This window comes from Bradyrhizobium sp. BR 10261 (assembly GCF_019455395.1).
In the GTDB taxonomy this organism is placed as follows: domain Bacteria; phylum Pseudomonadota; class Alphaproteobacteria; order Rhizobiales; family Xanthobacteraceae; genus Bradyrhizobium; species Bradyrhizobium manausense.
In genome coordinates this window covers 43,888-69,376 of record NZ_JACOFQ010000008.1, presented here as the reverse complement: position 1 = coordinate 69,376, position 25,489 = coordinate 43,888, and the positions used below count along the sequence as shown (strand labels likewise).

At 63.4% G+C, this 25,489-nt stretch carries 29 protein-coding genes, 2 tRNA genes and 1 pseudogene; 19 read left to right on the top strand and 13 right to left on the bottom strand.

Going from position 1 to position 25,489, the window contains the following annotated elements; translation table 11 throughout:
• The first annotated feature begins 8 nt into the window (after window positions 1–8).
• The 3 genes from hisI to HYH07_RS11240 all read left to right on the top strand — a co-directional run bounded on the left by hisI (window position 9) and on the right by HYH07_RS11240 (window position 2,989).
• Entirely contained in the window at window positions 9–431 is a 423-nt protein-coding gene (gene hisI, locus HYH07_RS11250; RefSeq protein ID WP_220002560.1) for a phosphoribosyl-AMP cyclohydrolase, read from the top strand.
• A gap of 218 nt (window positions 432–649) precedes the next feature.
• Complete coding sequence (locus HYH07_RS11245; protein WP_220002559.1) at window positions 650–1,657, top strand: lytic transglycosylase domain-containing protein; 1,008 nt, start codon at window positions 650–652, stop codon at window positions 1,655–1,657.
• 156 nt (window positions 1,658–1,813) lie between these two features.
• Entirely contained in the window at window positions 1,814–2,989 is a 1,176-nt protein-coding gene (locus tag HYH07_RS11240; protein ID WP_220002558.1) for a DUF2336 domain-containing protein, read from the top strand.
• A 132-nt stretch (window positions 2,990–3,121) separates the two neighbouring features.
• On the opposite strand, the gene HYH07_RS11235 is transcribed toward HYH07_RS11240, so the two are convergent.
• The 3 genes from HYH07_RS11235 to HYH07_RS11225 form a co-directional block, all read right to left on the bottom strand.
• Entirely contained in the window at window positions 3,122–3,700 is a 579-nt protein-coding gene (locus HYH07_RS11235; RefSeq protein WP_220002557.1) for an Hpt domain-containing protein, read from the bottom strand.
• Between the two features lie 30 nt (window positions 3,701–3,730).
• A complete protein-coding gene (locus HYH07_RS11230; RefSeq protein WP_057745877.1) occupies window positions 3,731–4,276 on the bottom strand; it encodes a response regulator in 546 nt (181 codons plus the stop codon).
• A gap of 87 nt (window positions 4,277–4,363) precedes the next feature.
• Complete coding sequence (locus tag HYH07_RS11225; protein WP_220002556.1) at window positions 4,364–5,143, bottom strand: NAD kinase; 780 nt, start codon at window positions 5,141–5,143, stop codon at window positions 4,364–4,366.
• 247 nt (window positions 5,144–5,390) lie between these two features.
• On the opposite strand from HYH07_RS11225, the gene HYH07_RS11220 reads away from it, so the two are divergent.
• Complete coding sequence (locus HYH07_RS11220) at window positions 5,391–6,956, top strand: S10 family peptidase (protein WP_220002555.1); 1,566 nt, start codon at window positions 5,391–5,393, stop codon at window positions 6,954–6,956.
• A gap of 36 nt (window positions 6,957–6,992) precedes the next feature.
• On the opposite strand, the gene HYH07_RS11215 is transcribed toward HYH07_RS11220, so the two are convergent.
• Window positions 6,993–7,382 (bottom strand): RidA family protein, encoded by a 390-nt coding sequence (locus HYH07_RS11215; RefSeq protein WP_220002554.1) that lies wholly within the window; start codon window positions 7,380–7,382, stop codon window positions 6,993–6,995.
• A 171-nt stretch (window positions 7,383–7,553) separates the two neighbouring features.
• On the opposite strand from HYH07_RS11215, the gene HYH07_RS11210 reads away from it, so the two are divergent.
• On the top strand, window positions 7,554–8,456 hold the full coding sequence (locus tag HYH07_RS11210; protein ID WP_220002553.1) for a LysR family transcriptional regulator: 903 nt from the start codon (window positions 7,554–7,556) through the stop codon (window positions 8,454–8,456).
• A gap of 8 nt (window positions 8,457–8,464) precedes the next feature.
• On the opposite strand, the gene HYH07_RS11205 is transcribed toward HYH07_RS11210, so the two are convergent.
• Window positions 8,465–9,847 carry a serine hydrolase gene (locus tag HYH07_RS11205; protein ID WP_220002552.1) on the bottom strand — a complete coding sequence of 461 codons (1,383 nt, stop codon included), beginning with the start codon at window positions 9,845–9,847 and terminating at the stop codon, window positions 8,465–8,467.
• A gap of 108 nt (window positions 9,848–9,955) precedes the next feature.
• Complete coding sequence (locus tag HYH07_RS11200) at window positions 9,956–10,498, bottom strand: lipopolysaccharide assembly protein LapB (protein ID WP_220002551.1); 543 nt, start codon at window positions 10,496–10,498, stop codon at window positions 9,956–9,958.
• A gap of 251 nt (window positions 10,499–10,749) precedes the next feature.
• Here HYH07_RS11200 and HYH07_RS11195 point away from each other — a divergent pair, with 251 nt between their 5' ends.
• From HYH07_RS11195 to HYH07_RS11180, 4 genes are all read left to right on the top strand, one after another.
• The gene (locus tag HYH07_RS11195; RefSeq protein ID WP_220002550.1) at window positions 10,750–11,142 is read left to right on the top strand and encodes a His-rich protein BRANT; all 393 of its coding nucleotides are present in this window, start codon (window positions 10,750–10,752) and stop codon (window positions 11,140–11,142) included.
• A 201-nt stretch (window positions 11,143–11,343) separates the two neighbouring features.
• Window positions 11,344–11,763 (top strand): hypothetical protein, encoded by a 420-nt coding sequence (locus tag HYH07_RS11190; RefSeq protein WP_220002549.1) that lies wholly within the window; start codon window positions 11,344–11,346, stop codon window positions 11,761–11,763.
• 284 nt (window positions 11,764–12,047) lie between these two features.
• A complete protein-coding gene (locus HYH07_RS11185; protein ID WP_220002548.1) occupies window positions 12,048–12,752 on the top strand; it encodes an outer membrane protein in 705 nt (234 codons plus the stop codon).
• Window positions 12,753–12,996: 244 nt separating this feature from the next.
• Window positions 12,997–13,239, top strand: coding sequence for a DUF6719 family protein (locus HYH07_RS11180; RefSeq protein ID WP_220002547.1), 243 nt, complete (start codon window positions 12,997–12,999; stop codon window positions 13,237–13,239).
• A 36-nt stretch (window positions 13,240–13,275) separates the two neighbouring features.
• Here the strand turns inward: HYH07_RS11180 and HYH07_RS11175 are convergent, their stop codons facing one another.
• Both HYH07_RS11175 and HYH07_RS11170 read right to left on the bottom strand, forming a co-directional pair.
• Window positions 13,276–13,530 (bottom strand): hypothetical protein, encoded by a 255-nt coding sequence (locus HYH07_RS11175; RefSeq protein ID WP_220002546.1) that lies wholly within the window; start codon window positions 13,528–13,530, stop codon window positions 13,276–13,278.
• Between the two features lie 311 nt (window positions 13,531–13,841).
• Complete coding sequence (locus tag HYH07_RS11170) at window positions 13,842–14,237, bottom strand: hypothetical protein (protein ID WP_220002545.1); 396 nt, start codon at window positions 14,235–14,237, stop codon at window positions 13,842–13,844.
• 102 nt (window positions 14,238–14,339) lie between these two features.
• Here HYH07_RS11170 and HYH07_RS11165 point away from each other — a divergent pair, with 102 nt between their 5' ends.
• Together HYH07_RS11165 and HYH07_RS11160 are read left to right on the top strand one after the other, a co-directional pair.
• Window positions 14,340–14,507: a hypothetical protein gene (locus HYH07_RS11165; protein ID WP_220002544.1), complete on the top strand. Its 168-nt coding sequence runs from the start codon at window positions 14,340–14,342 to the stop codon at window positions 14,505–14,507.
• Between the two features lie 205 nt (window positions 14,508–14,712).
• On the top strand, window positions 14,713–16,407 hold the full coding sequence (locus HYH07_RS11160; RefSeq protein WP_220002543.1) for a methyl-accepting chemotaxis protein: 1,695 nt from the start codon (window positions 14,713–14,715) through the stop codon (window positions 16,405–16,407).
• Between the two features lie 281 nt (window positions 16,408–16,688).
• On the opposite strand, the gene HYH07_RS11155 is transcribed toward HYH07_RS11160, so the two are convergent.
• Window positions 16,689–17,444 (bottom strand): dienelactone hydrolase family protein, encoded by a 756-nt coding sequence (locus tag HYH07_RS11155; protein WP_228749404.1) that lies wholly within the window; start codon window positions 17,442–17,444, stop codon window positions 16,689–16,691.
• 86 nt (window positions 17,445–17,530) lie between these two features.
• Here HYH07_RS11155 and HYH07_RS11150 point away from each other — a divergent pair, with 86 nt between their 5' ends.
• The gene (locus HYH07_RS11150; RefSeq protein ID WP_220002542.1) at window positions 17,531–18,238 is read left to right on the top strand and encodes a class I SAM-dependent methyltransferase; all 708 of its coding nucleotides are present in this window, start codon (window positions 17,531–17,533) and stop codon (window positions 18,236–18,238) included.
• Between the two features lie 64 nt (window positions 18,239–18,302).
• On the top strand, window positions 18,303–18,722 hold the full coding sequence (locus HYH07_RS11145; protein ID WP_220002541.1) for a GFA family protein: 420 nt from the start codon (window positions 18,303–18,305) through the stop codon (window positions 18,720–18,722).
• Between the two features lie 18 nt (window positions 18,723–18,740).
• Here the strand turns inward: HYH07_RS11145 and HYH07_RS11140 are convergent.
• Together HYH07_RS11140 and HYH07_RS11135 are read right to left on the bottom strand one after the other, a co-directional pair.
• Window positions 18,741–18,815: transfer RNA gene (locus tag HYH07_RS11140), tRNA-Thr, on the bottom strand.
• A gap of 162 nt (window positions 18,816–18,977) precedes the next feature.
• Entirely contained in the window at window positions 18,978–19,412 is a 435-nt protein-coding gene (locus HYH07_RS11135) for a hypothetical protein (protein WP_220002540.1), read from the bottom strand.
• Window positions 19,413–19,684: 272 nt separating this feature from the next.
• Here HYH07_RS11135 and HYH07_RS11130 point away from each other — a divergent pair, with 272 nt between their 5' ends.
• Both HYH07_RS11130 and HYH07_RS11125 read left to right on the top strand, forming a co-directional pair.
• On the top strand, window positions 19,685–20,170 hold the full coding sequence (locus HYH07_RS11130; RefSeq protein WP_220002539.1) for a hypothetical protein: 486 nt from the start codon (window positions 19,685–19,687) through the stop codon (window positions 20,168–20,170).
• Window positions 20,171–20,216: 46 nt separating this feature from the next.
• Entirely contained in the window at window positions 20,217–20,723 is a 507-nt protein-coding gene (locus tag HYH07_RS11125) for a hypothetical protein (RefSeq protein ID WP_220002538.1), read from the top strand.
• A 193-nt stretch (window positions 20,724–20,916) separates the two neighbouring features.
• Here the strand turns inward: HYH07_RS11125 and rlmB are convergent, their stop codons facing one another.
• Window positions 20,917–21,771, bottom strand: a complete 855-nt coding sequence (rlmB, locus tag HYH07_RS11120) for a 23S rRNA (guanosine(2251)-2'-O)-methyltransferase RlmB (protein WP_220002537.1) — start codon at window positions 21,769–21,771, stop codon at window positions 20,917–20,919.
• Window positions 21,772–21,978: 207 nt separating this feature from the next.
• Between rlmB and HYH07_RS11115 the strand changes: the two genes are divergently transcribed.
• The 4 genes from HYH07_RS11115 to rnk all read left to right on the top strand — a co-directional run bounded on the left by HYH07_RS11115 (window position 21,979) and on the right by rnk (window position 24,947).
• A tRNA-Tyr gene (locus tag HYH07_RS11115) sits at window positions 21,979–22,064 on the top strand.
• Window positions 22,065–22,618: 554 nt separating this feature from the next.
• Window positions 22,619–23,593, top strand: coding sequence for an ABC transporter substrate-binding protein (locus HYH07_RS11110; RefSeq protein WP_220002536.1), 975 nt, complete (start codon window positions 22,619–22,621; stop codon window positions 23,591–23,593).
• 537 nt (window positions 23,594–24,130) lie between these two features.
• Window positions 24,131–24,517, top strand: a complete 387-nt coding sequence (locus HYH07_RS11105; RefSeq protein WP_220002535.1) for a GreA/GreB family elongation factor — start codon at window positions 24,131–24,133, stop codon at window positions 24,515–24,517.
• Between the two features lie 16 nt (window positions 24,518–24,533).
• Window positions 24,534–24,947 (top strand): nucleoside diphosphate kinase regulator, encoded by a 414-nt coding sequence (rnk, locus tag HYH07_RS11100; RefSeq protein ID WP_220002534.1) that lies wholly within the window; start codon window positions 24,534–24,536, stop codon window positions 24,945–24,947.
• Window positions 24,948–25,355: 408 nt separating this feature from the next.
• Here the strand turns inward: rnk and HYH07_RS36280 are convergent.
• Window positions 25,356–25,475: pseudogene (locus HYH07_RS36280) on the bottom strand (LLM class flavin-dependent oxidoreductase); the annotation flags it as partial.
• Between the last annotated feature and the right edge of the window lie 14 nt (window positions 25,476–25,489).

Genomic DNA, 25,489 nt, shown 5'->3' with positions numbered 1-25,489 from the left:
GATTTGTCGTGTCAGCTCACTCCCATGAGATTGAGGAAGGCCTGGCTTTCCTTCCCAAGTTCGATGCGAATGGCCTCGTGACCTGCGTGGCGACGGACGTCGCCACCGGCGACGTGCTGATGGTCGCGCATATGAATGAGCAGGCGTTGCGCAAGACCATTGCCACCGGCGAAGCCTGGTACTTCAGCCGTTCGCGCAATGCCTTGTGGCGGAAAGGTGAGACCTCAGGTCAGACCCAGCGCGTGGTCGAGATCCGCACCGATTGCGACCAGGACGCGGTCTGGATTCGCGTCGAGCAGATCGGCGCGGCCTGCCACACTGGCCGAAGGTCGTGCTTCTATCGCAAGATCGAGGCCGAAGGCGGGGGCGCAAGGCTGGTGTTCGTCGATGCGGACAGGCTGTTCGATCCGAACGCTGTCTACAAGAAATAGGCCCCCGTCATTGCGGGGCGCGCGAAGCGCGAGCCCGGAATCCATTGTACGGCAGCACGCGCGATTCAATGGATTCCGGGCTCATCGCTGTGCGATGCCCCGGAATGACGGCGGTCCCGGAATTAACCCCGCATTAACCATAGATGTCCCACGGTGGGACGATCAGGCGTCCGAATTGCCGGCGCCGCTCAAACGCCGCGCGGGGCGGGCGCTTCATCATGTCGGTCGACAATTCCAGTGCCACGCAGATAGCCGCGAGCGACGGCTTGAAGCGCGTCGCTGGTGCGATCAAGCAGGGCTCGAACCAGACCGGCGTCAGCTTCGAATACATGCTGACCACCGCCAAGATGGAATCGGATTTCGATCCATCGGCTGGCGCCACCACGTCATCCGCCCACGGCCTCTATCAGTTCATCGATCAGACCTGGCTCGGCACGGTGAAGGAGGCGGGTCCCCAGCTCGGCTATGGCAACTATGCCGATGCCATTACCAAGACTTCGTCGGGCAGCTACACCGTCGACGATCCCTTCATGAAGCGCTCGATCCTGAAGCTGCGTGACGATCCAGAGGCCGCATCCAGCATGGCGGCGGCGCTGACGCAGTCCAACAGCTTCAGGCTCACCGGTCTGCTCGGCCGCAGGCCATCCGACAGCGAGCTCTACATGGCGCATTTCATGGGTGTCGGCGGCGCAGCGAAACTGATCGCCAATGCCGAAGACAATCCGCAAGCGGTCGGTGCGCGGCTGTTTCCCAATGCGGCATCCGCCAACCGCTCGATCTTTTACGCCAGGGACGGCCGCGCGCGCAGCGTCTCTGAAGTCTATTCGGTGCTGAATGCGCGCTACGCCAGCGCTTCGAACGCGAAATCGACGCGCAGCGCGATGGCGATGTATGGCGACAAGCCCTCGACCACGCAGGTCGCCGCCACCAATGGCGTGCAGCCGATGATCAACAGCGCCGCCTATCTCCAGACCTTTCCGGAGGCGCGCGGCGTGACACCGGTAAGCGCAACATCGGCGGCCAGCGTCGCCGACAACACGCCGGTCACGCCGGCTTTCCGCTCGATCTATCAGCCCGGCGATGCGACACAGCCGGTCTCGACGACGGTGCAGAAATTGTGGGGCAACAACGCCTCGCTCACGTCAATCGCCTCGGCAACACCGGACGTGCGCCCGCCGCAACCGCTCGATCTCTTCAGCGATCGCAGCGGTGCATACTCCAGCTAGCGCGGCCGCGCCCGCTCGGCGACCTTCAGCCCTTAATAATTCATCAATAAAACCAGCCAGTTATGGTGAACGCTTTGTTAAGCGTCGTGGTTTATTTTGTGTTGCAGGTGACATCCAGTCACCGCTTCGCTTTTCGTTGCGTAAGCCGGAAGCAACATGATTGTTCGGCAGTTCATCAATTGGATCAGGACCGCGCCCGCCGGTGAGCGGGCGGAGGCAACGCGGGCGTTGGCCCGGGCCTGGCTCATCTCAGATCTTTCCCATGACGACCGCGTCGCCGCTGAAGGCGCGCTTTTGATGCTGCTCGACGATCCTTCGCCGCTGGTGCGGCGGGCGATGGCCGAGGCTTTTGCGCGCAGCATGGACGCTCCGGCGTCGATCGTGCGGGCATTGTCGGCGGACCAGCCGACCGTGGCGCTCCCCGTGCTCGAACATTCGCCGCTGCTGATCGATGCCGATCTCGTCGACATCGTCGCGACCGGCAATGACGAGGTGCAGTGCGCGGTCGCCCGCCGCATCAACCTGCCGGTCTCGGTCTGCGCCGCCATCGCCGAGGTCGGCTGCGCGGCTGCGGCCCTCGAGCTGATCGAAAATCCCCATGCCGAGCTCGCGCCGTTCTCCTGGACGCGCATCGTCGAGCGCCACGGCCATCTCGCCGCGATCCGCGAGGCGATGCTGGTGCTGGACGATATTCCGGCCGCAACGCGCGCCGCGCTGGTGGCAAAACTCTCCGATACGCTGGCCCAGTTCGTCGTCGCGCGCAACTGGCTGAGCGCCGACCGCGCCGAGCGCATGACGATCGAGGCCCGTGACCGCTCCACCATCAACATCGCGGCGCGCTCGCGCGGCGATGACATGCAGGGCCTGGTGAAGCACCTGCGCGTCACCGGCCAGCTCACCGCGGGCCTGATCCTGCGCGCGCTGCTGTCGAGCAATCTCGACCTGTTTGATGCAGCGCTGGCCGAGCTCGCCGACCTGCCGCTGGCGCGCGTCTCGGCGCTGCTGCACGATCGCGGCGGCAACAGCCTGCATGCGCTGCTCCGTCGTGCCGGGTTGCCGGAAGCAACCTTCGCCGCATTCCAGGTCGCGCTCGATGCCTGCCACGAGCAGGGCTATGTCGATACCGACGACACCGCGGCGCGCTTGCGCCGGCGCATGGTCGAGCGCGTGCTCACCCATTGCGAGAGCGACCGCGGCGCCACCGAGCCGCTGATGGTCCTGCTGCGCCGCTTCGCCACCGAATCAGCGCGCGAAGAGGCGAGGCTGTTCTGTGACGAGCTGGTCGCGGAGGACGCGATTGATCCAATGTATAGCGATTTGATCGCGGCGTAACGAGATGCCGTAGGGTGGGCAAAGGCGCATAGCGCCGTGCCCACCATTTTTATCCGTACAATCAAGTTTTGGTGGGCACGCTTCGCTTTGCCCACCCTACGATACTACAATCTTCATAATGGTGAGAGCGTACTACTCCACCGGCACGATGCTCGGCGCCAGGATCACCTCGAGATGCTCGGGGCGGTCGCGGTTGACGTCGGTGAGATAGTCGTCGGCGACCTTGCGCAGACGGCGGCTGAGTTCGGCGGAGACGCTGATGCTGTCGAGCCTGGTGTTCTCGTGCACGATGGCGAGGATGGCGTTGATATGGTGCGTGAACAGCTCTGCCGGAACCTTCTCGAGGTCCGGGGCATGCTCGATGATGCGGCACAGGCTCTCGGCAACTCCCGCCGCGGCCGGAAAACCGAACGTCGCCGCGTCGCCCTTGATGTCATGCGCGGCGTGGAATAGTTCGTCGCGCCGTTCCTTGGTGAAGCCGTCGTTGCGAATTGCGACGTAGGCGGTCGAGAGACGGTTGACCTCGGTCGTCATCCAGCTCTTGAACTCGCCGGATAGACCGGCCAGCGCCTGCTCGGCGCGGCCGATCGGATCATCCATGTCCTTTGCCTCGACCCGGCGCAGGACTTTGCGCAGCGGATTGGGCTGTGTGATCACGTGATGCGTGGCGAAGGCCTTGATCTCGATGTCCTTTGCGGTGTTCTTCGCCATGATGCCTGCCTCGCCGGATGAGACGTTGCGCTAGATGGTGGAGCGGGCCTTGTCGAGCAGCGAGGGCTGCTGCAGCACCTCGTGCTTTTCGCCGACACGGCGCTCCGGGCCCATATAGGCGGAATTGGTGTTGCGGCGCCGGTCGGGGCCGAAATAGGTCTTGGTCTTGATGAAGGGCCGGGGGCTGGCGACGACGTTGAGGATGCGCTGGTAGAGGCCCTTGGCCGAGATCGGCTTGGCGAGGAATTCGGTGACGCCGGCATCGCGCGCGACAGTGACGCGGCGCTTCTCGGAATGCCCCGTCAGCATGATGATCGGTGCGTAGGGATTGCCCTTGGATTCCGGCTGCCGGATCATCTGGGCCAGCTCGAGCCCGTCGAAGATCGGCATCGCCCAGTCGGTGATGACGATGTCGGGCACGTAGTGGCTGTACATTTCCAGCGCAGTGGCGCCGTCCTCGGCCTCATAGACCTCGCGCGCGCCGAATGAATGCAGCAGCGTCCGCAGGATGCGGCGCATATGGGGATTGTCGTCGCAGACGAGAAAGCGCAGCTTGTTGAAGTCGATGCGGAACATGACGCCCGGGCCAAAGCGGTCAACCTTCGTTAACCATATCGTGGCTCGGGTTAACGAAGCGTTGCCTTCGGGCGCCCGGGAGGGGCCTCAATAGCCGAACTGCTCGCGCAAGATGCGCTCTTCCAGGCTGTGGCCGGGGTCGAACAGCATGCGCATCGAGATGGATTTGTCGGACAGGACTTCGACCCGCCGGACCCTGCGCACCTCCTCATGGTCGGCGACCGCCGCCACCGGGCGCTTGTCGTCTTCCAGCACCTCGATCACGACATAGGCGGTGTTGGGGAGCAGGGCGCCGCGCCAGCGCCGCGGCCGGAAGGCGCTGATCGGCGTCAGTGCCAGCAGCGCCGCGTTGATCGGCAGGATCGGGCCTTGGGCGGAGAGATTGTAGGCCGTCGAGCCCGCCGGCGTCGCAACGATGATGCCGTCGGCAATCAGCTCGGGCATGCGCTCGCGCTCGTCGATCAGGATGCGCAGGCGCGCCGCCTGCGAAGTCTGCCGGAACAGGTAGACCTCGTTGATGGCGTGGTGCAGATGGACGCGGTCGTTGACATCAGTCGCGCGCATCAGCAGCGGATTGATCTCGGATTCATGGGCCGCCTCAAGCCGCGCGCGCAGATCATGCGTCGAGTACTCGTTCATCAGGAAGCCGACCGTGCCGCGGTGCATGCCGTAGATCGGCTTGCCGGAGCGCATGTGGTGGTGCAGCGTCTGGAGCATCAGCCCGTCGCCGCCAAGCGCGACCACGACGTCGGCCTCGTCGGGATCGCAATTGCCGTATTGCGCCGTAAGCTGGTGGAAGGCGGCCGCGGCCTCGCTGCCCGGGCTGGCGACGAAGGCGATCCGTTCGTATCGCGATGGCTTGGTCATGGCTTCCAGGCAGGTGCCGCTGGCTCGAGAAAGGTCCGCCGAGGTCGTCTATACGACCTGGGCCCGTATTGTCGAGGATGACCGGTTGGCAAGGCAAACGCGGGAGGCTGACCGGACGTCCCGTCTGAGGGCAAAAGCCGACTTCATCGGCCCCGGAAAGCCGATCCAGGGCCTCCGGTCCCCCAAACCGTCGCAATTGGCGGCTATTTCCGGGACGAGAAGCAGCGAGCGGGGCAGGAGAACAAACATGTCGATGAGCTTGCCGATGCAATGCCGTGCAGGGCTGGTGCTTGCGGTCGTTGCTTTCGCGCTTGCGGGCCCGGCGAGGGCGGACGATCCGCCGCAGCCACGCAACGAGGCGTCAACGCCCGCCGGACAGAAGACCGGGCGCGGCGGCAATGCACAAAATGCGGCGCAGGCTTCGCCAGCGGCTTCCGATCGTCGCCTCCCTGATGACTCGACCACCAAACAGACCCTCGATCTGCCGGGCCGAACCCTCAACTTCGCCGCGACCGCCGGCTCGATCCGGGTATTCAATGAGAAGCGCGAGCCGCTCGCCGACGTCGCCGTCATCTCTTACGAGCTCGACGGCGCCGACCGCGCCACGCGTCCGGTGACGTTCCTCTTCAACGGCGGCCCCGGCGCATCCTCGGCCTGGCTCCAGTTCGGCGCGGTCGGGCCATGGCGGCTGCCGCTTGATGGCGAGGGGCTGTCGCCGTCGGCCTCGCCCGAGGTGAAACCGAACGCGGAGACCTGGCTCGACTTCACTGATCTCGTCTTCATCGATCCTGTCGGTACCGGCTACAGCCGCGTCATCGCGAGCGATGAGGATGCGCGCAAGCGGTTCTACTCGGTCGACGGGGATGTCAACTCGATCGCGCTCGTCATTCGCCGCTGGCTCGAAAAGCACAACCGGCTGACCTCGCCGAAATATGTCGCGGGCGAAAGCTATGGCGGTATTCGTGGGCCGAAGGTCGTGCGTCAGTTGCAGATTCAGCATGGCGTGGGCGTCAGAGGCTTGATCCTGGTGTCACCGCTGCTCGATTTCCGCGAGTTCACCGGCACCAGCCTGCTGCAATATGTCGCGAGCTTGCCGAGTTACGTGGCCGTGGCGCGCGAAGCCAAGGGACCGGTCAAGCGCGCCGATCTCGCCGACGTGGAGGCCTACGCACGCGGCGAATTTCTGACTGACCTCGTCAAGGGCGAGGCGGACAAGGAGGCCACCAATCGCCTCGCCGACAAGGTCGCCGAACTCACCGGCATCGACCAGGCAGTAAGCCGCAGGCTCGCCGGCCGCTTCGATGTCGGCGAATTCCGTCGCGAGCTCGACCGCAAGAACGGCATGGTGACCGGGCGTTACGACGGCTCGGTACGTGGTCTCGACCCCTATCCGGATTCGGGCAGCTCGCGCTTTGGCGACCCTTCCGGCGATGCGCTTCAGGCGCCGCTGACGAGCGCCGCGGTCGATGTGCTCACGCAAAAACTCAACTGGCGGCCCGACGGCTCTTATGAAGTCCTCAATGGCTCCGTCGAGCACAACTGGGATTTTGGCGGCGGCATCAACCCACCGCAATCGCTGTCGGAGCTGCGCCAGATTCTCGCCACCGATGCGAAGCTGAACGTGCTGGTCGCGCACGGTCTGTTCGATCTCGCGACGCCCTATTTCGGCACGAAGCGGGCGCTCGACCAATTGCCGGCCTTCGTGACAACGCGCGTGAAGTTCGTCGTCTATCCCGGCGGTCATATGTTCTATTCGCGCGACGGCTCGCGGCAGGCGCTTCGCGGTGAGGTCGAGGCGCTGGTCCGCGAATAGCTCGGCAAGGCTCGGCGTCCGTGCCCGCGCTCAGGCTCAGCTCGCGTGTGCAACGGCGCTGATCTCGACGATCTGCTGCGGCGAGGCGAGATAAGTCACGCCGATGAGTGTGGCGGCCGGACGGTGACCTTCAAGGTAGTCCTTGAACACCTGGACGAATGTTTCGAAATGCTCTTGCGGCTTCGTCAGATAGATCTCCAGATAGGCGAGGTTCGCTTTCGTGATGCCGAAGCCCTTGAGCACGCGGTCGAGATTGTCGAGCGTCAATCGGGTTTGCGTCTCGATGTCGCCGTCGATGAAGCCGTGCTGATCATGGGAAAACTGCCCCGAAATATAGATCGTGCCGTTGACGCTGTAGCCCTGGGTGACGCTGTTGGCCGCTTCCCAGGCGACGCCGTGATCGAAGATTTTCGTTTTGCTGATCAATTGTGTCTCCGTTGGATTTGCCGCAGAGGCGCCCGGCACGTTCGTTCCCGTTGCAGCCCCGCGACGCGCGCCGCGACATCGGCGGCGTGTTGGTGCATATAGCCGGCTGATTGGCGAATGGCGGGCGACACAGAAGCGATGCGTCGGCCGGGCGAGCGAGGGGGCTTTATCTTGCCGCGTGCGAATGTGAACGATATTCTCGTGTTCATGGCCGTGGTCGAGGCCGGCAGCTTCGTGGCCGGAGGCCAGAGCATGGGCCTCTCGCGCTCTGCGGCAGGCAAGGCCGTCATGCGGCTGGAAGACCGGCTGGCCACGCGCCTCTTGAATCGCTCGACCCGGAAGCTGAGCGTCACCAGCGAAGGCCGCGTGTTCTACGAGCGCGGCCTCCAGGTAATAGCGTCGATCGACCAGGCGGAAGCAAGCGTCGCCAAGAAATCAGGCACGCCACGCGGCGTGTTACGGCTGACTGCACCGGACGCCTTCGGCCGGCTCGTCGTTCTGCCCTTGCTGCAGAAATATCTCCTGCAATGGCCGGGTATCCAGGTCGAAGCGAGTTTCAGTGATCGCGTCGCCGACCTCGTCGAGGAGGGATTCGACCTGGCGATCCGGATCGGACTGACGGCTCCGGACACGCGGCTCGTCTCGCGTGTGGTCGCGAGCTACGAAGCGATCCTTTGCGCGGCGCCCGCCTATCTCGCCGGGCGTGGCGAGCCCCGGAACATCGACGATCTCGCTGCCCATGATGGCCTGATCTTCTCCAGCCGCAATCAGCGGCAAGGCTGGCGCTTTCGCGAGGCCGGCGGGCCCTGGAGCAGGGCGCAAGTCCGCAGTCGCTTGCGGCTCGACAGCGGCGAGGCGCTTCGGGACTGCGCCCTCGCGGGGCTCGGCCTCGTGCTTCTTCCCGATTTCCTGATCAAGGACGATTTAAGGGCGGGCCGCCTGCGGCGGCTTCTGCCCGGCTTTGAAACCGACCCGGTCAAGATCGTTACGCTCTATCCCGGTAAGCGCCTGTTGGAGCCTCGGGTGCGGCGCTTTATCGATCTGATGATCGGGGAGCTTGCCACGAGGCCCTAGCAAGGCCATCATTTCGGCCGTCGTTTCCGCGGCTTGTATCTCTGCGCGATCTCGCGCGCCACGACGCTTCCAGGTTTGAGGTTTGCTCCGCCAAGCCAGACGTCGCTGATCTTGCCGCGCTTGTCGCGAGCGCGGCGCACCGGCTCACCATGGCTGGAATAGCCGGCTGCCCAGACGAGCTTGCCGGTATCGCGGCCCGTGACCTCGATCTCGCCGGCGTCCATGAAGGGATTGTTGAACTGCGGGTTGGCGACGAGCACGCGGTTGCCGGCCGGCACGAAGTCTGTCGCGCCCCAGATCGTCCACCAGCGGCCGGTCCAGTCGCGCACGCGTCGGTCGGGCGCGCCACGTGTTTTGAAGACGCGCAGGATCTGCATCGCGCCGTCCATCCAGAACGGTGCGCCGCCGTCGATGGAGTTGCTGAGAATGCTGATCGCGAGCTCGCATTCGGGAATTGAGCAGGTCCGCGAGATATACCCCTGGAAGCCACCGCCGTGGCCGAACCAGTCCCAGCCGTCGGTCTTGCCGGCGTTGACGCCGAGGCCGTAATAGGCCTCGAAGCTCTGCGGCACGCGCCAATGATGCCGTGTCATCTCGCGGCGGCTCGCGACCGACAGAACGCTCTTCTTCGCGTTGGGGGCAAGCTGAGCAAAGAATCGCGCGGTGTCCGCGGCAGTGGCAACGAAGCCCGCGGCTGACGCCAATGCATGGGCCGGATTGTCGCCTGGGATCACGCAGCGTTCGCCCAGCGGCAGCTTGCGCGTATGGCCGCGCGCGAACAGCGCACCCCGGGGAAGCGGCGTATTCGGCTCGGTCTCGCGAAGGCTCGCAGGCTCGATGATCTCGCGCTTGATCCAGGCGGAGTAGGGCTGCTTCGTCACGGCTTCGATGAGGAGGCCCATCAGGGCAAAGCCGTGGTTGGAATATTTGAAACGCGTGCCTGGCTCGATCGCGGTCGGCTGCTTCAGCTCGGCGAGCAGCTCTTTGGCGTTGAGATAGGGACGGCTGTCGATGAACTGGCCGGAATCGACGCCGTCCCGCGTCAGCCCGGCGCTGTGCGAGAGCACCTGCGCGATCGTCGTCTCGGCGACGCGCGGATGCAGACCGCTGACATATTGGCCGACTGGATCATCGAGCCGGAGCTTGCGCTGCTCGCGCAGCTTCATGATGCCGGCCGAGGTAAAGCTCTTGGAGTGCGAAGCGATGCGGAAGCGATGGCGCGGGGTGAGCTTCTCGCCGGTATCGAGATTGGCAAGCCCAAATGCATGCTCGGCGACGACCTCGCCGCGATGGACGAAGGCGAGCAGGACGCCTGGCTGCTGGAAGGTCGTCTGTTGGAATTCGATCCAGGAGCCGATGTAGTCGATCGCGGATCGCAGCCACGTGTCCATTGCGCCACCGGTTTGTGAGGGAGGATGGTGTGTGAAAGCTAGCCGAGAAAGCAGAACGGGCACAACCGGAAGGTTGTGCCCGTTCGCGTCCTCAGAAGATGCGATTTCTCAGTAGACCAGCGTCGCGCCGGTCGGCTTGTCAAGCGCGGCAGCCAGCGAGCGATATTCGGAGCTGTCGGTGCCGGCGAGCGAGGCGATCTTGTTCAGGTGATACTGCGCCTGTTCGCGGTTACCCTGCTCGAGCTGCCAGAGACCGTAATACTGCCAGGTGCGGACGTGGTTCGGATCGTCCTTCAGCGCGATCTCATAATAGACCTTCGACGACTGGTAGTCGCCGAGCTTGCGATAGGAGTAGCCGATCAGGTTGGCGACGTCGGCGACGTCGTCACGCTTGAGCTGCTTCAGTTGGCCGATCGCGTCCGTATAGTCGTGCTTGTCGTAGATCGTGGTGTACGCGGTCCGGTACGCCGCGAGGAATTTCGGATCGCTGACGGAAGAGCTCTTCTTCTTGCCCTTCTTGGTCGATGTATCGGACTTCGGCGGCGAGGAGGGCTCGTCACTGCCGGCGGCATAGGCGCTGGTCAGAGCCGGTCCGGCCGCCAAGCTCATGGCGACAAGTCCCGGCACAAGAAGCGTTGCGAGTCTGCGCATCTAAGTTCTCCCGAATGGAACGTGGCGATCCTACACGATTGCCCAAAGACCGGAACACCCGGGCGGCAAAAACATTCCCGGCCGCCTCTGGCCGGTTCGGCAGCCGCAAGATGACAAACTTGTCATCCAGATGAACGGAAGCCTGCTACGCGCTTCAGAACGGGTTCAGCGCGCGCCGTCTAGGCTCTCCCCCATGATCGAAGAGTTGGCGAGAGGGCGCCGCCTCAAGATCCTTCCAAGAGGAGACCACCATGTTGAAGACCATTTCCGCAGCCTTGCTCGCAGCTTCCGTCATCGCCGCTCCGGCCTTCGCCAAGGATGCCGCGAAGGATGCCGCCAAGACCACCGCGACTGCCCCGGTGATCAAGTCGGACCAGACCCAGAGCAAGGTCTCGACCCCCGCTGCCAAGCCCGACGCCGGCGTCAAGGCCGATGCCAAGACGGCTGACAAGACTGCCGACATCAAGTCGCCTGCCAAGGTCGATACCAAGACCAAGGCGATGAACGCCAACGCCGCGGTCACGCCGGACGAGCACAAGACCGTGCGGACGCATCGTCATCACCACAAGCATCTGTCGGCCAAGAAGTCGCTGAAGACGCAGCCGGGCCTCACCAAGCCGGTGGCGACCGAGAAGCGCGGCTAACAACTGACCCCAGCGAGGCGGCGTCCCTGGCATTGCCCCGTCGTCTCGCGTGGAGTTCAGGCCCGGCCCGTTCGTCATGCTTCGCATCAAAGCGCGAGGTGCTGACGGCGGGCCGGTGCGCCGTTTGCGGAAGCGAATTCCCTTTGTGCAACCTTGGGGCTACAACGTCTGCCGAACCGACTGACTGGAGAACTTGATCCCTTGGGGCAATTGGCGAAACGCGCGACGGTCCTGTTGCTGCCTCTGGCGCTCACGGCCTGTTTTGGCGATGGTGACCGTCCGTCCCTGATGGAAGGGACCCAGGCCGGCGGCCCGCAGCCGTTTCCCGACAATTTTCGCGGCGACGCACTCGCCCTGATTCACGCCTATCTCAACAATCCGGTCGGCGTGCGCGACGCCAGCATGGCGGATCCGGTGCTGCGTGAGATCGGCGGACGGCAATTCTACGTCAGCTGCCTTCACTTCACGCCGCGGGAGACTGACGGCAGCTACAAGGCCATGCGCGAGCGCGCCGTGGTCTATGTCAATGGCAGAGCCGACCGTGTCGTCGATCGCGCCAGCGAGCTCTGCGCCGGCGCGGTTTACGCACCCTTTCCAGAACTGGAAAAGATGACGCGGTAGCGCAAAGGCCGCCTTCATCGCGGACTGCTAGATCAGGAGCAGCCGGAGCTGCTGGATCACATTTTGGCGAGCTTTGAACGGGGCGGGTTTGCCTTGCGACAAATCGTTACGACTAGTCTTGCGCGAACGAAGTCGGTCGCGGCAAGCGGACGTGACGGAACAAAATCGCGATGTTGCCGCCCCGTCACAGTAACGAACGATCAACGTTCCGGCATCGCCGCGAGGCAACCAAATTCACGCCACGTTGTTTCCCGAGGGTCGAATTTGAAAGAACGGGGATGATCATGAAGAGGTTTTTGCTGGGCGCAGCAGCTCTGCTGGCGCTGGCCGCACCGGCGGCCGCGGCAGACATGCAGCCGCGCCCCTACACCAAGGCTCCGGCCTACACGCCGCCGCAGGTGATCTACAACTGGACCGGCTTCTATATCGGCGGCCATGTCGGCGGCGCCTTCGCAGGCGACACCACCTTCCAGTCCAGCGACGCCCGCTTCCTGGGTGGCGTGCAGGGTGGCTTCGACTACCAGTTTGCGCCCAATTGGGTGGTGGGTATCGAGGCCCAATATTCCTGGCTGCCGACCAACAACAGGGGCGTCACGTTCCCGCTCGGGACGCAGGTGACATCGAACACGGACCAGATCGGGTCGGTGACCGGCCGCCTCGGCTACACTTGGGGTCCGGCCCTGCTTTATGCCAAGGGCGGCTACGCCTGGCGCAATGGCGGCCTCGGCGTCAACGTCGCCGGCGTGCCGCAGCCCTTCACCGCCAGCGGCAACAGCAAGGACGGCTACACCGTCGGCACCGGCCTCGAATACATGTTCGCGCCGAACTGGTCGGCCAAGGCCGAGTACCAGTATTACAATTTCGGCAGCACGACGATCACTTCAGGTCCGGCCGACGTCGTCGGCGTCCGCGGCCGGGACGACGAGCATACCGTCAAGGTCGGTGTGAACTACCGCTTCGGCTGGGGGGGCCCGGCCTCGCGCTACTGAGCCGCCGGGAGCAACACGACCACGATCCGACAAAGGCCGGCTTTCCGCCGGCCTTTTGTTTGTCGGCGCCTGTTGTTTTCATTGTGTGAACCATCTGGCGCGTCATTTGCAAGCCAACAGTCTTGCGGGCGCATTCTCTCGCGTGTCACGGGCATCGGGTAAAGCAAAAATAATTTTTGCGACTTACGGAACTCGTGCTCCGGTACGCGGATTAGGGCAATAACCGGGCTGTGGGATGACGAACATGCGTATCTTGGCGTCGGTGGTGGTCGTCGCGTGCTTCGCCGCGCTCCCCTGCGCTGCCCAAACAATCCTCAAATCCGAGCCTCTGATGTTGGCACCTTACGAGGTCGCCTTCGTGAAAGACGCCTCCTGTCCCTTCGGCAAGGTGCTGAAGGTTACCGGAGCAATCCGCGGGCTGCATCGCCGCAAGGCTTGCGTGTCGCTCGCCGGTGAGCAGGCATCGCTGGCGATCGCGACACCCTGAAGTGCGCTTTGCACCGAAGCACGTCTTAGCCGGAGATCACGAACTGAGCTGAAGCTCCATCCTGGATTCCCGCTCGGCATCCGCCTTGTTCTTGGCGGGATCCTCGCCTTGGGCGGCCCGGCAGGATTTGATCTCGTAGTCGTTGTCGAGCACCCGGCGCGGACCGTGCCGCTCGTCGTCGGTCCCGACGTCCACGACCAGCCCGCTTCGTTGCGCGAGCTTCCAGACGTCGGCTTCATCAGGATAGGCCTTGCTGATCTGGCTGTCGTTGCAGAACAGGGCGTAGGGCATGCTTCCCGCTCCCGGAAAACGCGTTAACGGCTTACGGGCGCGGCCGGTTCCTGAGCGATCACGGGGCCGTGATCGGCGATGGGTACTTGGATGCAAGGCGGCCGGGACCTGAGTCCTTAACGAGTCCTGAATCCTCCAAAAAAGAAACCTTGGGACTCGTTTGGCGGAATCAGCGGATGTTTCCGGCCATGACGACCGACCTCAAAACCTGCTGTGGGCACCTGCTGCTGCCACTGACGCTGGCACTGATCGGCGCCTGCGCAGCCAATCTTTGGCTGGTGTGGTCCTGGTTGTAGGCGGGCGGTCCGATCCTACTTGCGAGCCGTCGGGGACGCGTCGGTATCGCGGATGGCGGCGCGGAGCTTGGTTAGTGTCGCCACACAATATTCCTCGCGTTCGCGCTCGAACCGCTCCTGATGCTTCCTGAAATTGGCGATGCGGGTCTGCATCTCGCTGCGGAAGTCGCTACCCATTCGCGGTGCGGGGGTGGGCATTGGCTGGAACGCCGGGGTGATCTGCGGGGGCGGATCGGCCTGCGCCTGTTCAAGCGTCACGGTCGTAGCCCGGACGGAGACGATCTCCGTTGCCAGGACGGGAGCAGCTGCAGCGGTATCCCGCTGACGGAAATCGTCCTTCTTGCCGGCAACCGATTGCACGAAGGCCAGCGTCTGCGCGATCAGAGCGTCGCGCTCCCTGATCCACTTCATGATCCACCACCCTGTTTGACCTATTCCACCAAAGCCGGGGCACCGAATCAAGAAGGTTGACCGGGGGTTGCATATTTTTCCCAGTCGCCTGACATTAGCCGGATGGATTCCAGGGCCGACCCGTCGGGCGAAGTGCAGGGCTTGCGCCTTGTGCGCGCCTTCCTGTCGCTGCCGCCCGAGAAGCGGGCGGAGGTGATTGCGTTCGTCGAGGATCTGGTGCGTGCCCATGTCCGACCAGATGACTGCGGGGAGGCCTCCCCGGATCACTAGCGCTGCCGCGGATGCCCGTTCGCTAGCCCGCGGAACGCCTTGAAAGAAGGCTCAAGCTTACGCAGGGCTTACGGCCAGGCTCGATTCGGTATTTTTCCGTAACCTTATTCACGACGCTCATTATCAAATGTTAATTTCCTCCGGTTCCAATGCGGCCGCCGGGGTAGTTCCGGTGAAGGAACCGGGTATTTGAAGGCGGCTGCGAATGAGCTTTTTGAATAATTTGAAGATCGTGTTGAAGGTTGCGCTGATCGTGACCGTGATGGGCTGTGCCTTGGTTGCGGTTGCGGCCTTTGGCATTCGCGAGTTGTCGGCGACGGTCGACGGCTTCAGCGAAGTCACAGCGATGCAGTCGGCTGCCCTCAACCTCGTACGCGCCCAGCGCCGCGTCGAGACCTATCACGCTGCGCTCTATGCGGTACTCACCGAGACGACAGAGGCGGGCAACGCCAATCGCCTCAGAATCGCGAACCAGAACCGCAATGAAGTCGGCCAATATATGACTGCTGCGGAACGGGATGACCCGGCACGTGCGGCCGAAACGCGGAGCGTCGGCGAGCAGCTGAAGGCCGCCTTTGCGGGCTGCGATCCGGTGCTCCAGGCTGGCGCGGCGGCAAGCACCCCTGAGGACAATGTCAAGGCCGCGGATCGTGCCCACAAGGAGTGTGACCCGCTGATCGATGCGGCCCTCGAGCGCGTGGCCAAGTTCACGTACACGACCAAGGCCGTGAACCAGCGCAAGGAAGCCATTGAGGCCGACGCCAAATCCGCGACCTGGACTGTGATGAGTGTCAGCGCCGGCGGCCTGATCATTGGCATTGCGATTGCGCTCTTCATCGGCCTCGTGGCGATGTCGAAGCCGATTGCCCGTCTCAAGGCCGCCATGGAGGGCTTGGCGCGCAACGACCTCCAGACGGAAGTGCCCGACAAGGACCGCCGCGACGAGATCGGCGAGATGGCCAAGACCGTCGAGGTGTTCAAGACCAACGCGATCGAGGTCGAGCGCCTCAAGGCCGCGCAGGTGGAAGCCGAGCAACAGGCCGCCGAGCAGCGCCGCCGTGACATGTTCAACCTCGCCGATGGCTTCGAGCGCGCGGTCGGCGAGATCATCGATACCGTCGGATCCGCTTCCACCGAGCTCGAAGCCTCGTCCTCGACACTCGCTACGACGGCGAAGCGCGCCCAGGAGCTGACCTCGGTGGTCGCAGTCGCCTCGGGCGAGGCCACGGGCAACGTTCAATCGGTTGCGACCGCCACGGAAGAGTTGTCGTCCTCGGTCAACGAGATCAGCCGGCAGGTGCAGGAATCCGCGCGGATGGCGAGCGAAGCTGTCAACCAGGCGCGCACCACCACCGAACGCGTCAGCGAGCTCTCGATCGCAGCCACGCGCATCGGCGACGTCGTCGAGCTGATCAACACCATTGCCGGCCAGACTAACCTGTTGGCGCTGAACGCCACCATCGAGGCGGCACGGGCAGGCGAGGCCGGCCGCGGCTTTGCCGTCGTCGCCTCCGAGGTGAAAACGCTCGCCGAGCAGACCGCGAAGGCGACCGGCGAGATCAGCCAGCAGATCTCCGGCATCCAGACCGCCACCCAGGACTCGGTGATGGCGATCCGCGATATCTCCGCAACCATCGAGCGGCTGTCTGAAGTGTCCTCGACCATTGCCGCCGCCGTCGAGGAGCAGGGCGCCGCGACCCAGGAGATCTCGCGCAACGTTCAGCAGGCCGCTCACGGCACCCAGCAGGTTTCGGCCAACATCACCGACGTGCAGCGCGGCGCCGCTGAGACCGGTTCGGCCTCCTCGCAGGTGCTCTCGACCGCGAAGATGCTGGCGACCGACAGCACCCGCTTGAAGGACGAAGTCGGCAAATTCCTGCGGACGGTGCGCGCGGCCTGATCCCGCGCGACCACGGCCCGGCGGCCCCGCGCCGCCGGCGCGCCGCAGCTCCTATTGCGGCAGCAGGAACGCCATCGCGATCGCGAAAAGGAAGAGCGTTGCGACGACGGCCGTGACGGCTCCGGCGATGATCTTGGCGCTCTCTCGGCTGGTGTAGGAAGGCATGCAAGCGCATGCTACCTCATTCAGACTGTTGATCCAATCTGTGGTCGCTCGCCGTCCCCGCGCTTTTCCTGCGAAGAACATCCGCATCATGAGTAGCTGAAGCCGCCCTGAAGCGGTCAGGTGGCGAGCCGTGCCTGGAAGAATTTCGTGACCCGATCGATCGCATCCCGAGTCATCGGGTCTGTGTCCGAGAAATCAAAGCCGTGGGCTCTGCCGGGATAGGGCACGAATTCGGCGTCGGCGCCGGCCAGCTTGCCGAGCGCAACCAGCTGCCGGCCTTCCTCGATCGGGATGTTCTTGTCGGCCTCGCCGTGCAGTACGATCAGCGGCGGCAGGTGCTTGATCTTCGTGGCCATGGCGTGAGGCATGCCGCCATAGAGCACAGCGAGGGCTGCGATGCGCCTGTCACGCGCGGCCGCTTCGGCGGCGATGTAGCTGCCGAGCGAGAAGCCGAGGAGGCCGATGCGTCCCGAACTGTCGGGTCGGCCGAGGACATCAGTCACGGTGGCGGCGACCGTGTCGGCCCAGCCCTCGAACCGTTTCGTTTCGTAGGCCTCACGTGTCTCGTGTGAGGTCGACGTCAACGCAACCATGTCGGCTGGCGCCATGTAGCTGAGAAAATAGGTGTCGATGCCCCGCGCCGTCAGCGCATCGGCGTAACGCTCGTAAGCGCGCGGTTTGATCTCGACCCCGTGGGCGCCGTGCAGCGCGATTACGGCAGGACGTCTCTCTGATCCGGCCGCCGCATAGCGCGACACGGAGAGGCTGTCCCCGCCGGAGACGATCTTAAACTCTTCGCTGGGAGCGCCATGCGCGGGGATCGGCAACAGAAGGGTGGCAAGGCCGGTCAGGGCCGTTCGTCGGGTGATCATCAGCGAACTTGCTCGCGGGAGATTTTGGTTTGATATCTCGCCCCTATAGTATGCTTGCGACGGAATCTTGACGCGAGTCCCATCCGATGATCTTCCATCGTCCCGCTGTGCTCGCCCATGAGCGATTCGTTGCCGACCGTGAGAATTTTGCAGGCCTCGACCTCGCCGCGCGTTTTGACAGGATCGAGCGGATCAATTTGTGGGGAGCTGCGACGTCGGTCTCGGGCCTCGGGTCGGAAGATCTTGCCACCGCGGCGATCCGCGATGCTCTGCCCGGTCTGCTGCATCGGCTGGGCGCGCGTTCGCTGCTCGATGCGCCCTGCGGCGATGCCGGCTGGATCGGCAGCATGCAGCTCGATGTCGACTATGTCGGCATCGATATCGTGCCATCGCTGATCGCAGCCAACAGCGCCCGCGTCGCGCGAGGCGAGTTGCGGGGCCACTTTGCCGTCGCCGACATCACGCGAGATTCCCTGCCGCGCTGCGAGGTGATCCTGTGCCGCGACTGTCTCGTGCATCTGAGCTTTCAGAACATCGCGCGCGCTATATCCTGCTTTCGCGCCAGCGGCGCGCAATTCCTACTGGTCACGACTTTTCCGGAATGGGACGACAACAGCGATTGCGAGGACGGCGATTGGCGGGCACTCAACATGACGAAGCCGCCGTTCGGCTGGCCGGCCCCGCGCGAATTGATCAACGAGCGCTGCGAGGAGGGCGGTGGCGGCTGGCGCGACAAGAGCCTCGGGCTCTGGCGGCTGGACGAGTTGCCGGAAGGCACAGCTGAGCGCACCTGACGCCCTGCCATCATCGCCGCGGCTTAGGCAGACATCGAAGCAATGGATGCAAGGAGTGCAGTCTATGATCGACGCCAGATGCAGTTGTGGCGCGCTTGCGCTGTCGCTTCCGGGACCGACCAACCTGGTCGCGGCCTGTCACTGTCTCGAATGCCAGCGGCGGACCGGCGCGCCATTCGGCGTCGGTGCCTTCTATCCGGTCGAGGCGGTCAAGATCTCAGGAGCGCCGAAGGAATATGTTCGCGCCGGCGAGAGCGGCGGCAATGTCCACTGCTACTTTTGCTCCGATTGCGGCGCGACGGTTTATTGGAAGCCCGACAAACTCCCGGGAATCATCGGCGTCGCCGTTGGCGCAATCGCCGACCCGAATTTCCCGCCGCCGATCAAATCGGTGTTCGAGCGCTCGAAGCATGCATGGGTCAATATCGACGGCACGGATGTCGAGCATCTGCAACACGGCAGCCTAGCGAAAACCTCGAGCTGAGGGAGGCGCATCGCGCGCTGGTGCCGGCTGAGGGGATTGAACCCCCGACCTTCGGTTTACAAAACCGCTGCTCTACCGCTGAGCTAAGCCGGCGACGCCTTGAGAAAGGCAGGCGGAGGGCCGGCATGCGCCGGGCTGCGCGCCCGCGCGTCGCAATACCAGACTTGTTCGGAAAGTGCCAGAACCGAGCGCGGTCCCCGCGGGCACGAAACAGGCGGCTTTGGGGCCGCCTGTCCGCTGCCTCAACGGCTTGGCTTACTGGCAGATATGCCGGCGGCCGTCCCCACCCTTGAACCAGGTGCCGGGCGTGCAGACGAACCCGTTGCGCTGGGCATAGGTGCGGTGATCCCAGCCACGATTGTCCCAGGAATTATCGTAGGCGTAGGAGTTGTCCATGGCCCGGAACGGGGCGGTCGCAATCGCGCCCGCGGTCCCGATCGCGGCGCCCGCGACATCGCCCGCAACGTCGGTCGGCCAGAAGCCGGTGTGAGTCCTGTTCCAGTCGCCATTGCTCTGTCGGTAGCTCACCCGCTGATGGCGATATCCGTGACGTCCGAGATTCTGGCAGGAGGGATCAGTGGATTGCACCGAGCAGCGCTCGGGATTGGTGACGACCGATTGCGCCATCGCGGAGCCGGTCACCATGGTTGCTGCAATCGCCGTCGCGCCGAGGAGTTTCGTGATCGTCATTCGTTGTCTCCCTTCGAATTGACGGGGAGCTAAATGTCGTACCGCGGCGGACGGTTCCGAAGCAGCAGGCTGATTTTCCGCAAGCGTCGGTCAAACGCACGTGAGCGAATGGAACAAGGTCTGCCGCCGTTAACACTTCGCTAGTGCGCGTCGCAGCATTTGAGCAGCGCGAGATCCTTACGCGTTAGGCTTACCTGAATTTGGTCAACTGTCCTTAACCCACTCTGCGTCGCGATCGGATAGTTTGCGGGCCGGATAACCGGGGCTCTTCCATGCGCGCATCTGCGCTCGCAATCTTTCTGATCGGACTGCCCGCGACGGCCTTTGCCGGCGGCGGCTTCGATCTCGTCGTGCCGAGCCGTCCCGGCGTGCCCATCATCATCAACAACATCGATGCGTCCTACGCCGTGGTCGAAGGCGTCTGGGGCCTTGGCAAGAACGTCCAGGTGCAGCCCACGATCTATGGCGGGGTGTACGTCCCGGAACGGCAGCCCTCCGATGTCGGCCATTATTATCCGAGCCTGGGCTTGCAGCCTGGTTACGGCCGCCTCGAGGTCGAGCCGCCGGCGAGCCGCAAATTGCCCAAGCCGGCGGAGAGCTACCACCAGAGCTGGGGCGCATCGTCCGCGCCGCTGCCGCCGCAAATGGACGTGCCAGTCAATCCGCCGCCGGTGATCCTGGCGCCAGAGATCAACGACTATCCGCGACCACCACGGCCACGGCCGCGTACAGGAATGCCCGGCAGGCCGCCGGGCTAAAGAAACGTCGGAAATCCAACAAGACGGAATTCAACAGGAGAGAGTAATGCGTCAAATGATTTCGGGACTGGTCGCGGCGGCTGCCGTGATGTTTGTGGGCGCTGCGCCCGCCATGGCCTGCGGCTTCAGCCCGTGCCAGCCGGTTGCGCCGGTCTATTCCGGCTGCAACACCGGTTGCGGTGGTTATGGCTACGGCTACGGCTACGGCTATGGCTATGAGCGCCTCGCCCAGCCGACCTCGCAGTACTACTACGTCAACCAGGGTCCGACCTACACCGGTCCGGGCGCCTTCGCGCCGTATCCGACCTATCAGGAAGACGCGGTCGTCGCCCCCGCCAATTATGGCTACGGCTATGGCTATCGCGCGGCTGCCGTCGAAGCGCCGGCTGCCTATCCCTATCGCCGCCCCTACTACCGTCCGTATCGCTACGGCTACGGCCCGCGCTACGGCTATCTGCCGCGCCCGCATTACGGCTATGGTCCGCGCTATGGCTACGCCCATCGCTATCAGCCGTATTATGGCGGCCATCGCGTGCTGCGCCGCTATTACTGATCTCTGATCGGCTGAGCCAAGGAAGCGCCTGTTCGCTTGATGCGGACGGGCGCTTTGCTTTGTCTCCAAAACAACCCCATGCACAGTAGCCGGGGACAGCGCGATCAATGAGTTACGCGCCAGTAAAAAACATCGGGCTACGGAGTTTCAGAAAAAACGAAATGCGCTTGTTCCGTCGGGCAAAACAGATGTATTATGGCATCGTCGGGATCTGCGCCTGGCGCTTCATCAGCCCCAGCCTGACAGCACCGACATAGAGCGAGAGCACCGCGGCGTTCGAGACGTTGAGGCTCTTGATCTCCCCGGGCATGTCGAGCCGCGCCACCACGCTGCAGGTCTCGCGCGTCAATTGCCTGAGGCCCTTGCCTTCGGCGCCGAGCACCAGGGCCAGCGGCTCGCGCAATGCCACGTCCGAGAGATCCTCGCTGCCCTCGCTGTCGAGGCCAACGGTCTGGAAGCCGCGCTCGTTCAGGGCGGTCAGCGCACGCGCGAGATTTTGCACTGATACCATGGGCACCAGTTCCAGCGCGCCGGAGGCGGCCTTGGCGAGCACGCCGGTCGCTTCCGGACTGTGACGCGCGGTGGTGACGATCGCCTTCACCGCGAACGCCGCGGCCGAGCGCAGGATGGCGCCGACATTGTGCGGATCGGTGATCTGGTCGAGCACCAGCACCATGCCTTCCTGCTTCAAGGTCTCGATGTCGGGCGAGGGCAGGGGATCGGCCTCGGCGAGCAGCCCTTGATGCACGGCGTCGGGCGAGAGCAGGCGGTCGATCTCCTGGGGACGGACGATCTCGGGCGTGACCGGGCTCGCGATGTTTTCATCGGCCAGGCGCCGCGCGGCGTTCTCGGTCAGCGTCAGCTTGCGGATCCGCCGCTGCGGATTGGCGAGCGCCATGGTGACGGTGTGCCAGCCATAGAGGATGACGGGGCCGTCGGGGTGCGAATCGCGTTGGCGCCAGGCCGGCCGGCCAGCCGATTTTCCTGTTCTGTTGAAGGGCTTAGCCCCGCCGCGGGGCCCCCTCGGAGCAAATTTTTTGTCCTTCATGGGCTCGCTTGTGTCACGGGTGCCGGAATATGGCAATTTGGGTGGTCCGGAGGGCGATTTTAGCTGTTCGCCTCGGTTGACTTTGCCCCACCGCTTCGCCCATAAACGCGCCCGGTCGCGCCCCCATCCGGGCTGTCGCGGCCTTCACGTTCCATGGCCGTCTTCGGTCCGCCGGCAAGGCCCGGCCCGATTGTGCTGCCGTCGAGCGGGGGAGTGTCCCGAGTGGCAAAGGGAGCTGACTGTAAATCAGCCGCCTCATGGCTTCGCAGGTTCGAGTCCTGCCTCCCCCACCATCCTGCTTCGCGCTAACGCGCTTCGCAGGATTTGCAGCCTTCAATTGCGCGAAGCAGGATGCCCTCCGAAGCCTTGGCGAAGGAGGGCGGATGCATGCACTATGTCTATCTTCTGGAAAGCGAAGCTTTCGAAGGTAAGCGCTATATCGGCCTGCCACAGACCTCAAAAAACGGCTAGCGGATCACAATGCGGTAAGCGCGATTCCGACTGTCGGCCTTCGTCAGCTATGTCCATGCAGGCGGCCATCCGGCGCACAATGTTCGATGCGTGTCCAGAAGGCCCACCGAGCCTTCGCTCGGTTCGCGAGCTACGGCTGGGCCAGCCAGCCCAAGTCACCGCTAGCGAAACTGCGGCCTGTACTCATGAAGCTGAAGATGTCAGCTTCTGGCGGCCCAGCGGAAATCTTCAGATCAGTCGGAGCATTACCGCTTTTGGACCCAAACCGGACATTCGCTCGCAATTGGGCGATGCGGTGCGTTCCTCGGTATGCTAAATTGCGTTAGGCAATCTCAATTTCCCCGGTGCGCACATGAGGCGGCGGGAATTTACAGCCGTGCTGTTGTTGCTTGCAGCAGCGACGCGGCCGGCGCCGGCACAGCAGCGGAACATTCCCCGAATCGCGCTTTTTCATCCTGCTATCCCAACGACGCTGCTCACCGAAACCGGCGGTGGGACTGCCTGGCGTGCGTTCTTCGGTGAGTTGCGCCGCCTCGGCTACGTTGAGGGCCAGAGCCTGATTATCAAACGGTATTCCGCAGAGGGGCACCACGAGCGCTATTCAGAAATTGCGCAGGAAATCGTGGGCAGCAACCCGGATCTGATCGTCACTGGAACTAATCCCGTCGTGCTCGCTTTCAAGGCGCTTCCGACTAGGACACCGGTTGTCGCCTTCATGATCGATCCGATGAAGGCAGGGCTAGTGGAAAGCCTCGCCCGGCCGGGTGGCAATCTCACCGGCATCACCCTCGACCCCGGTATCGAGCTCTGGGGCAAGCGCCTTGAGTTGTTGAAGGAAGCCGTCCCTGGGGTAACCAGAATCGCGTTCCTCGGTATGCGCGAGGGCTGGGAAGGTTCGTTTGGGCAGGCCATGCGGGACGTCGCTGGTCAGTTGGGAATTTCGCTGATTTCGATGATCCCAAGCGCCGGCACCACGTCGGAGATCAATCGTGTCTTTGCAGAGATGGCTGAGCAGCGGCCGGACGGGGTGTTGATTACTGGCGAAGGTGACCTTTATGCCAACCGTCAATTGATCGCCGAGCTCGCGCAAAAGCATCGCATGCCGACGATGTGTCCGTACCGTGACTATGTCGATGCCGGAGGACTGATGGCCTATACTGTGGACCTTGCGGAGCTATTGAGACACATGGCCCGTGACGTCCAGCAAATTCTCACCGGCACCAGGCCGGCTGATATTCCGATCTATCAACCGACCAAGTTCGAGCTCTTGATCAATCAGAAGACAGCAACGATGCTCGGCCTTTCCTTGCCCGCAAACCTACTATCGCGCGCCGACGAAATAATCGACTGAAGTTGCGTCGTTGCGCCAATGTTCTAAATCTCAAGGTCGCGCCTGCCAACCGTCGGATGTCGGTTCTAAGCCCGTCTGCAAAGTTGCGCCTCGGGGGTCGGAAGTTGGCTCGTTGAGCCAGAGCGGACCAAATTTGCTCAACCTGAGTTATTCGGTGTTTGACCCCAAACGGACATTGACCAATCCTAACAACTCTCTCCCCACGTGTGTGCTCTTTAGTCGCGTTACAGGGACAGCGGAAGGTCCTATGGTGGCCGCGACATGATCCACGTCCTCGACATCGATCCGCGTATCGCGCGGCATTGCTTGCACGCCGGACGGCTCCAAGCAGGAGCTTAGCCGGACGGTAGTTGGTGCCGTCCGGATTACCCCCTTCGTTCATCAAACGGATTTGGTGTGTGGCTCTCCCGCAGGGAGAAGCCCAAACAAGGAGGCATGTCGTGAACAACCCCTTTTTCCCGAACGTCACTCTTCCGGCGTCTGACCATCGCCGCTTGGAACAGCTCGCGCAGGCGGGCGCAGATCAAGGCGACGTGGATGCGTTTTCTGTTGAGTGAGATCAACCGTGCGGAAGTCGTCCCTGATCGCGCAGCCGGATTGGACAGCATCGTCACCGTGGGTTCGTGGGTGACGTTCTGGATCACCTGTGGCCTCCCCCGCGAGACAAGACAACTGGTGTACCCCGAAGACTACACGTCCGACCGAACCCAAATCCCCGTCATGTCGCCGTTAGGCGCAGCGTTGGTCGGGCTGAAGGTCGGAAGCGAAATCCCATTCTTCACCGCTGGGCGGACCAACGTCGTTAAGGTCGAACGTGTCAGCCGAGGTGATCCAAACGATGTTGTTAGGGTTCTGTTCAGCAATCCGGAGGTCAAGGGCAAGAAGCTCTTTGATGACGGTGATCCGGGACCATCAGCCGCTTAGGAAAGGAGAGAAGGTAATGAGCAAGACCAATCGCAAAGGCAAACCTGAAATCGTGTTGCCGCCCATCACTGTGATAGAGGATGAAGCGCGGCGTCTCAACGCTCTGGCCAGTTCGAGCGCGGTGCTCTTCCCGCGCGTGGCCCATTTCCTTGCACAGGAGATAGAGCGTGCAAGCGTGGTGACGGACAATTCCGATCTGCGCGGCGTAGTCCGCATGGGCTCGCGGGTCCGGTACTGCGATGACAAGACGGGTGAGGTCCGGGACGTGGTATTGGTTTATCCACACGAAGCGGACATAACGCTAAAGCGCGTCTCGGTTCTTACGCCGGTCGGAGCTGCGTTGATCGGCCTGTCGGTTGGCCAAGCCATTGAGTTTCAAACCCCGGGCCACAACAAGCGGTCCTTGACGGTGCTAGGCGTGTCCAACTGAAGGAAGGCGTTGACATGCGCGACGTTTCAACCAGACAGGCCGCCTTAACGGTCATCGGTATCACCATCGTTTTGGCTGCCGTGTTCTATCTTGCGACCTTCCTCAAGGTTTGAAGGTCCAACCTCCGGGGCGGCCCCTCTCGAGCTGGGGCACCCCAACTGCGGGGACGGCTCAACCACGCGGATGATGTCAAGCCTCCCGAGTGAACGCCACGCCGCCGAGCTCATGCTTCTGTTCGTGGTCGACGCCTGGCCGCCACATCATGCTGTCAGAGGGAGCGGTGAGCCTATCTAGATACGCGTGGTTCGTAAAACGACGGCCATTGGGCGTGTAACGGCTTCACCGCATCCACCGTCCCGGCGACGGGACTTCGGGCACCGGGCCGCAGGCGGGCTGTCTCTTGCCCCACTACCCCATCGTCTCCCGCACTATCGGCACCACCTTGCGCCTGTAAAGTTCGATACTCTTTATCAGCTTCTCGTGCGGCAGCGGTTCCGCCGAGTATTTCAATTGAAACCGCGCAAGGCCGAATGTGTGGTGCT

Bases quoted from the DNA above. Each gene is read 5' to 3' on its own strand.
- HYH07_RS11220 (WP_220002555.1), top strand. From the start codon at position 5,391: ATGTCGATGAGCTTGCCGATGCAATGCCGTGCAGGGCTGGTGCTTGCG.
- HYH07_RS11180 (WP_220002547.1), top strand. From the start codon at position 12,997: ATGCGTATCTTGGCGTCGGTGGTGGTCGTCGCGTGCTTCGCCGCGCTC.
- HYH07_RS11200 (WP_220002551.1), bottom strand. From the start codon at position 10,498: ATGCGCAGACTCGCAACGCTTCTTGTGCCGGGACTTGTCGCCATGAGC.
- HYH07_RS11105 (WP_220002535.1), top strand. From the start codon at position 24,131: ATGCGTTTTCTGTTGAGTGAGATCAACCGTGCGGAAGTCGTCCCTGAT.
- HYH07_RS11230 (WP_057745877.1), bottom strand. From the start codon at position 4,276: ATGTTCCGCATCGACTTCAACAAGCTGCGCTTTCTCGTCTGCGACGAC.
- HYH07_RS11225 (WP_220002556.1), bottom strand. From the start codon at position 5,143: ATGACCAAGCCATCGCGATACGAACGGATCGCCTTCGTCGCCAGCCCG.
- HYH07_RS11135 (WP_220002540.1), bottom strand. From the start codon at position 19,412: ATGACGATCACGAAACTCCTCGGCGCGACGGCGATTGCAGCAACCATG.
- HYH07_RS11185 (WP_220002548.1), top strand. From the start codon at position 12,048: ATGAAGAGGTTTTTGCTGGGCGCAGCAGCTCTGCTGGCGCTGGCCGCA.
- HYH07_RS11195 (WP_220002550.1), top strand. From the start codon at position 10,750: ATGTTGAAGACCATTTCCGCAGCCTTGCTCGCAGCTTCCGTCATCGCC.
- HYH07_RS11165 (WP_220002544.1), top strand. From the start codon at position 14,340: ATGGATTCCAGGGCCGACCCGTCGGGCGAAGTGCAGGGCTTGCGCCTT.
- rlmB (WP_220002537.1), bottom strand. From the start codon at position 21,771: ATGAAGGACAAAAAATTTGCTCCGAGGGGGCCCCGCGGCGGGGCTAAG.
- HYH07_RS11160 (WP_220002543.1), top strand. From the start codon at position 14,713: ATGAGCTTTTTGAATAATTTGAAGATCGTGTTGAAGGTTGCGCTGATC.
- HYH07_RS11155 (WP_228749404.1), bottom strand. From the start codon at position 17,444: ATGATCACCCGACGAACGGCCCTGACCGGCCTTGCCACCCTTCTGTTG.
- HYH07_RS11145 (WP_220002541.1), top strand. From the start codon at position 18,303: ATGATCGACGCCAGATGCAGTTGTGGCGCGCTTGCGCTGTCGCTTCCG.
- HYH07_RS11175 (WP_220002546.1), bottom strand. From the start codon at position 13,530: ATGCCCTACGCCCTGTTCTGCAACGACAGCCAGATCAGCAAGGCCTAT.
- HYH07_RS11240 (WP_220002558.1), top strand. From the start codon at position 1,814: ATGATTGTTCGGCAGTTCATCAATTGGATCAGGACCGCGCCCGCCGGT.
- HYH07_RS11130 (WP_220002539.1), top strand. From the start codon at position 19,685: ATGCGCGCATCTGCGCTCGCAATCTTTCTGATCGGACTGCCCGCGACG.
- HYH07_RS11125 (WP_220002538.1), top strand. From the start codon at position 20,217: ATGCGTCAAATGATTTCGGGACTGGTCGCGGCGGCTGCCGTGATGTTT.
- HYH07_RS11245 (WP_220002559.1), top strand. From the start codon at position 650: ATGTCGGTCGACAATTCCAGTGCCACGCAGATAGCCGCGAGCGACGGC.
- HYH07_RS11170 (WP_220002545.1), bottom strand. From the start codon at position 14,237: ATGAAGTGGATCAGGGAGCGCGACGCTCTGATCGCGCAGACGCTGGCC.
- rnk (WP_220002534.1), top strand. From the start codon at position 24,534: ATGAGCAAGACCAATCGCAAAGGCAAACCTGAAATCGTGTTGCCGCCC.
- HYH07_RS11150 (WP_220002542.1), top strand. From the start codon at position 17,531: ATGATCTTCCATCGTCCCGCTGTGCTCGCCCATGAGCGATTCGTTGCC.
- HYH07_RS11235 (WP_220002557.1), bottom strand. From the start codon at position 3,700: ATGGCGAAGAACACCGCAAAGGACATCGAGATCAAGGCCTTCGCCACG.
- HYH07_RS11205 (WP_220002552.1), bottom strand. From the start codon at position 9,847: ATGGACACGTGGCTGCGATCCGCGATCGACTACATCGGCTCCTGGATC.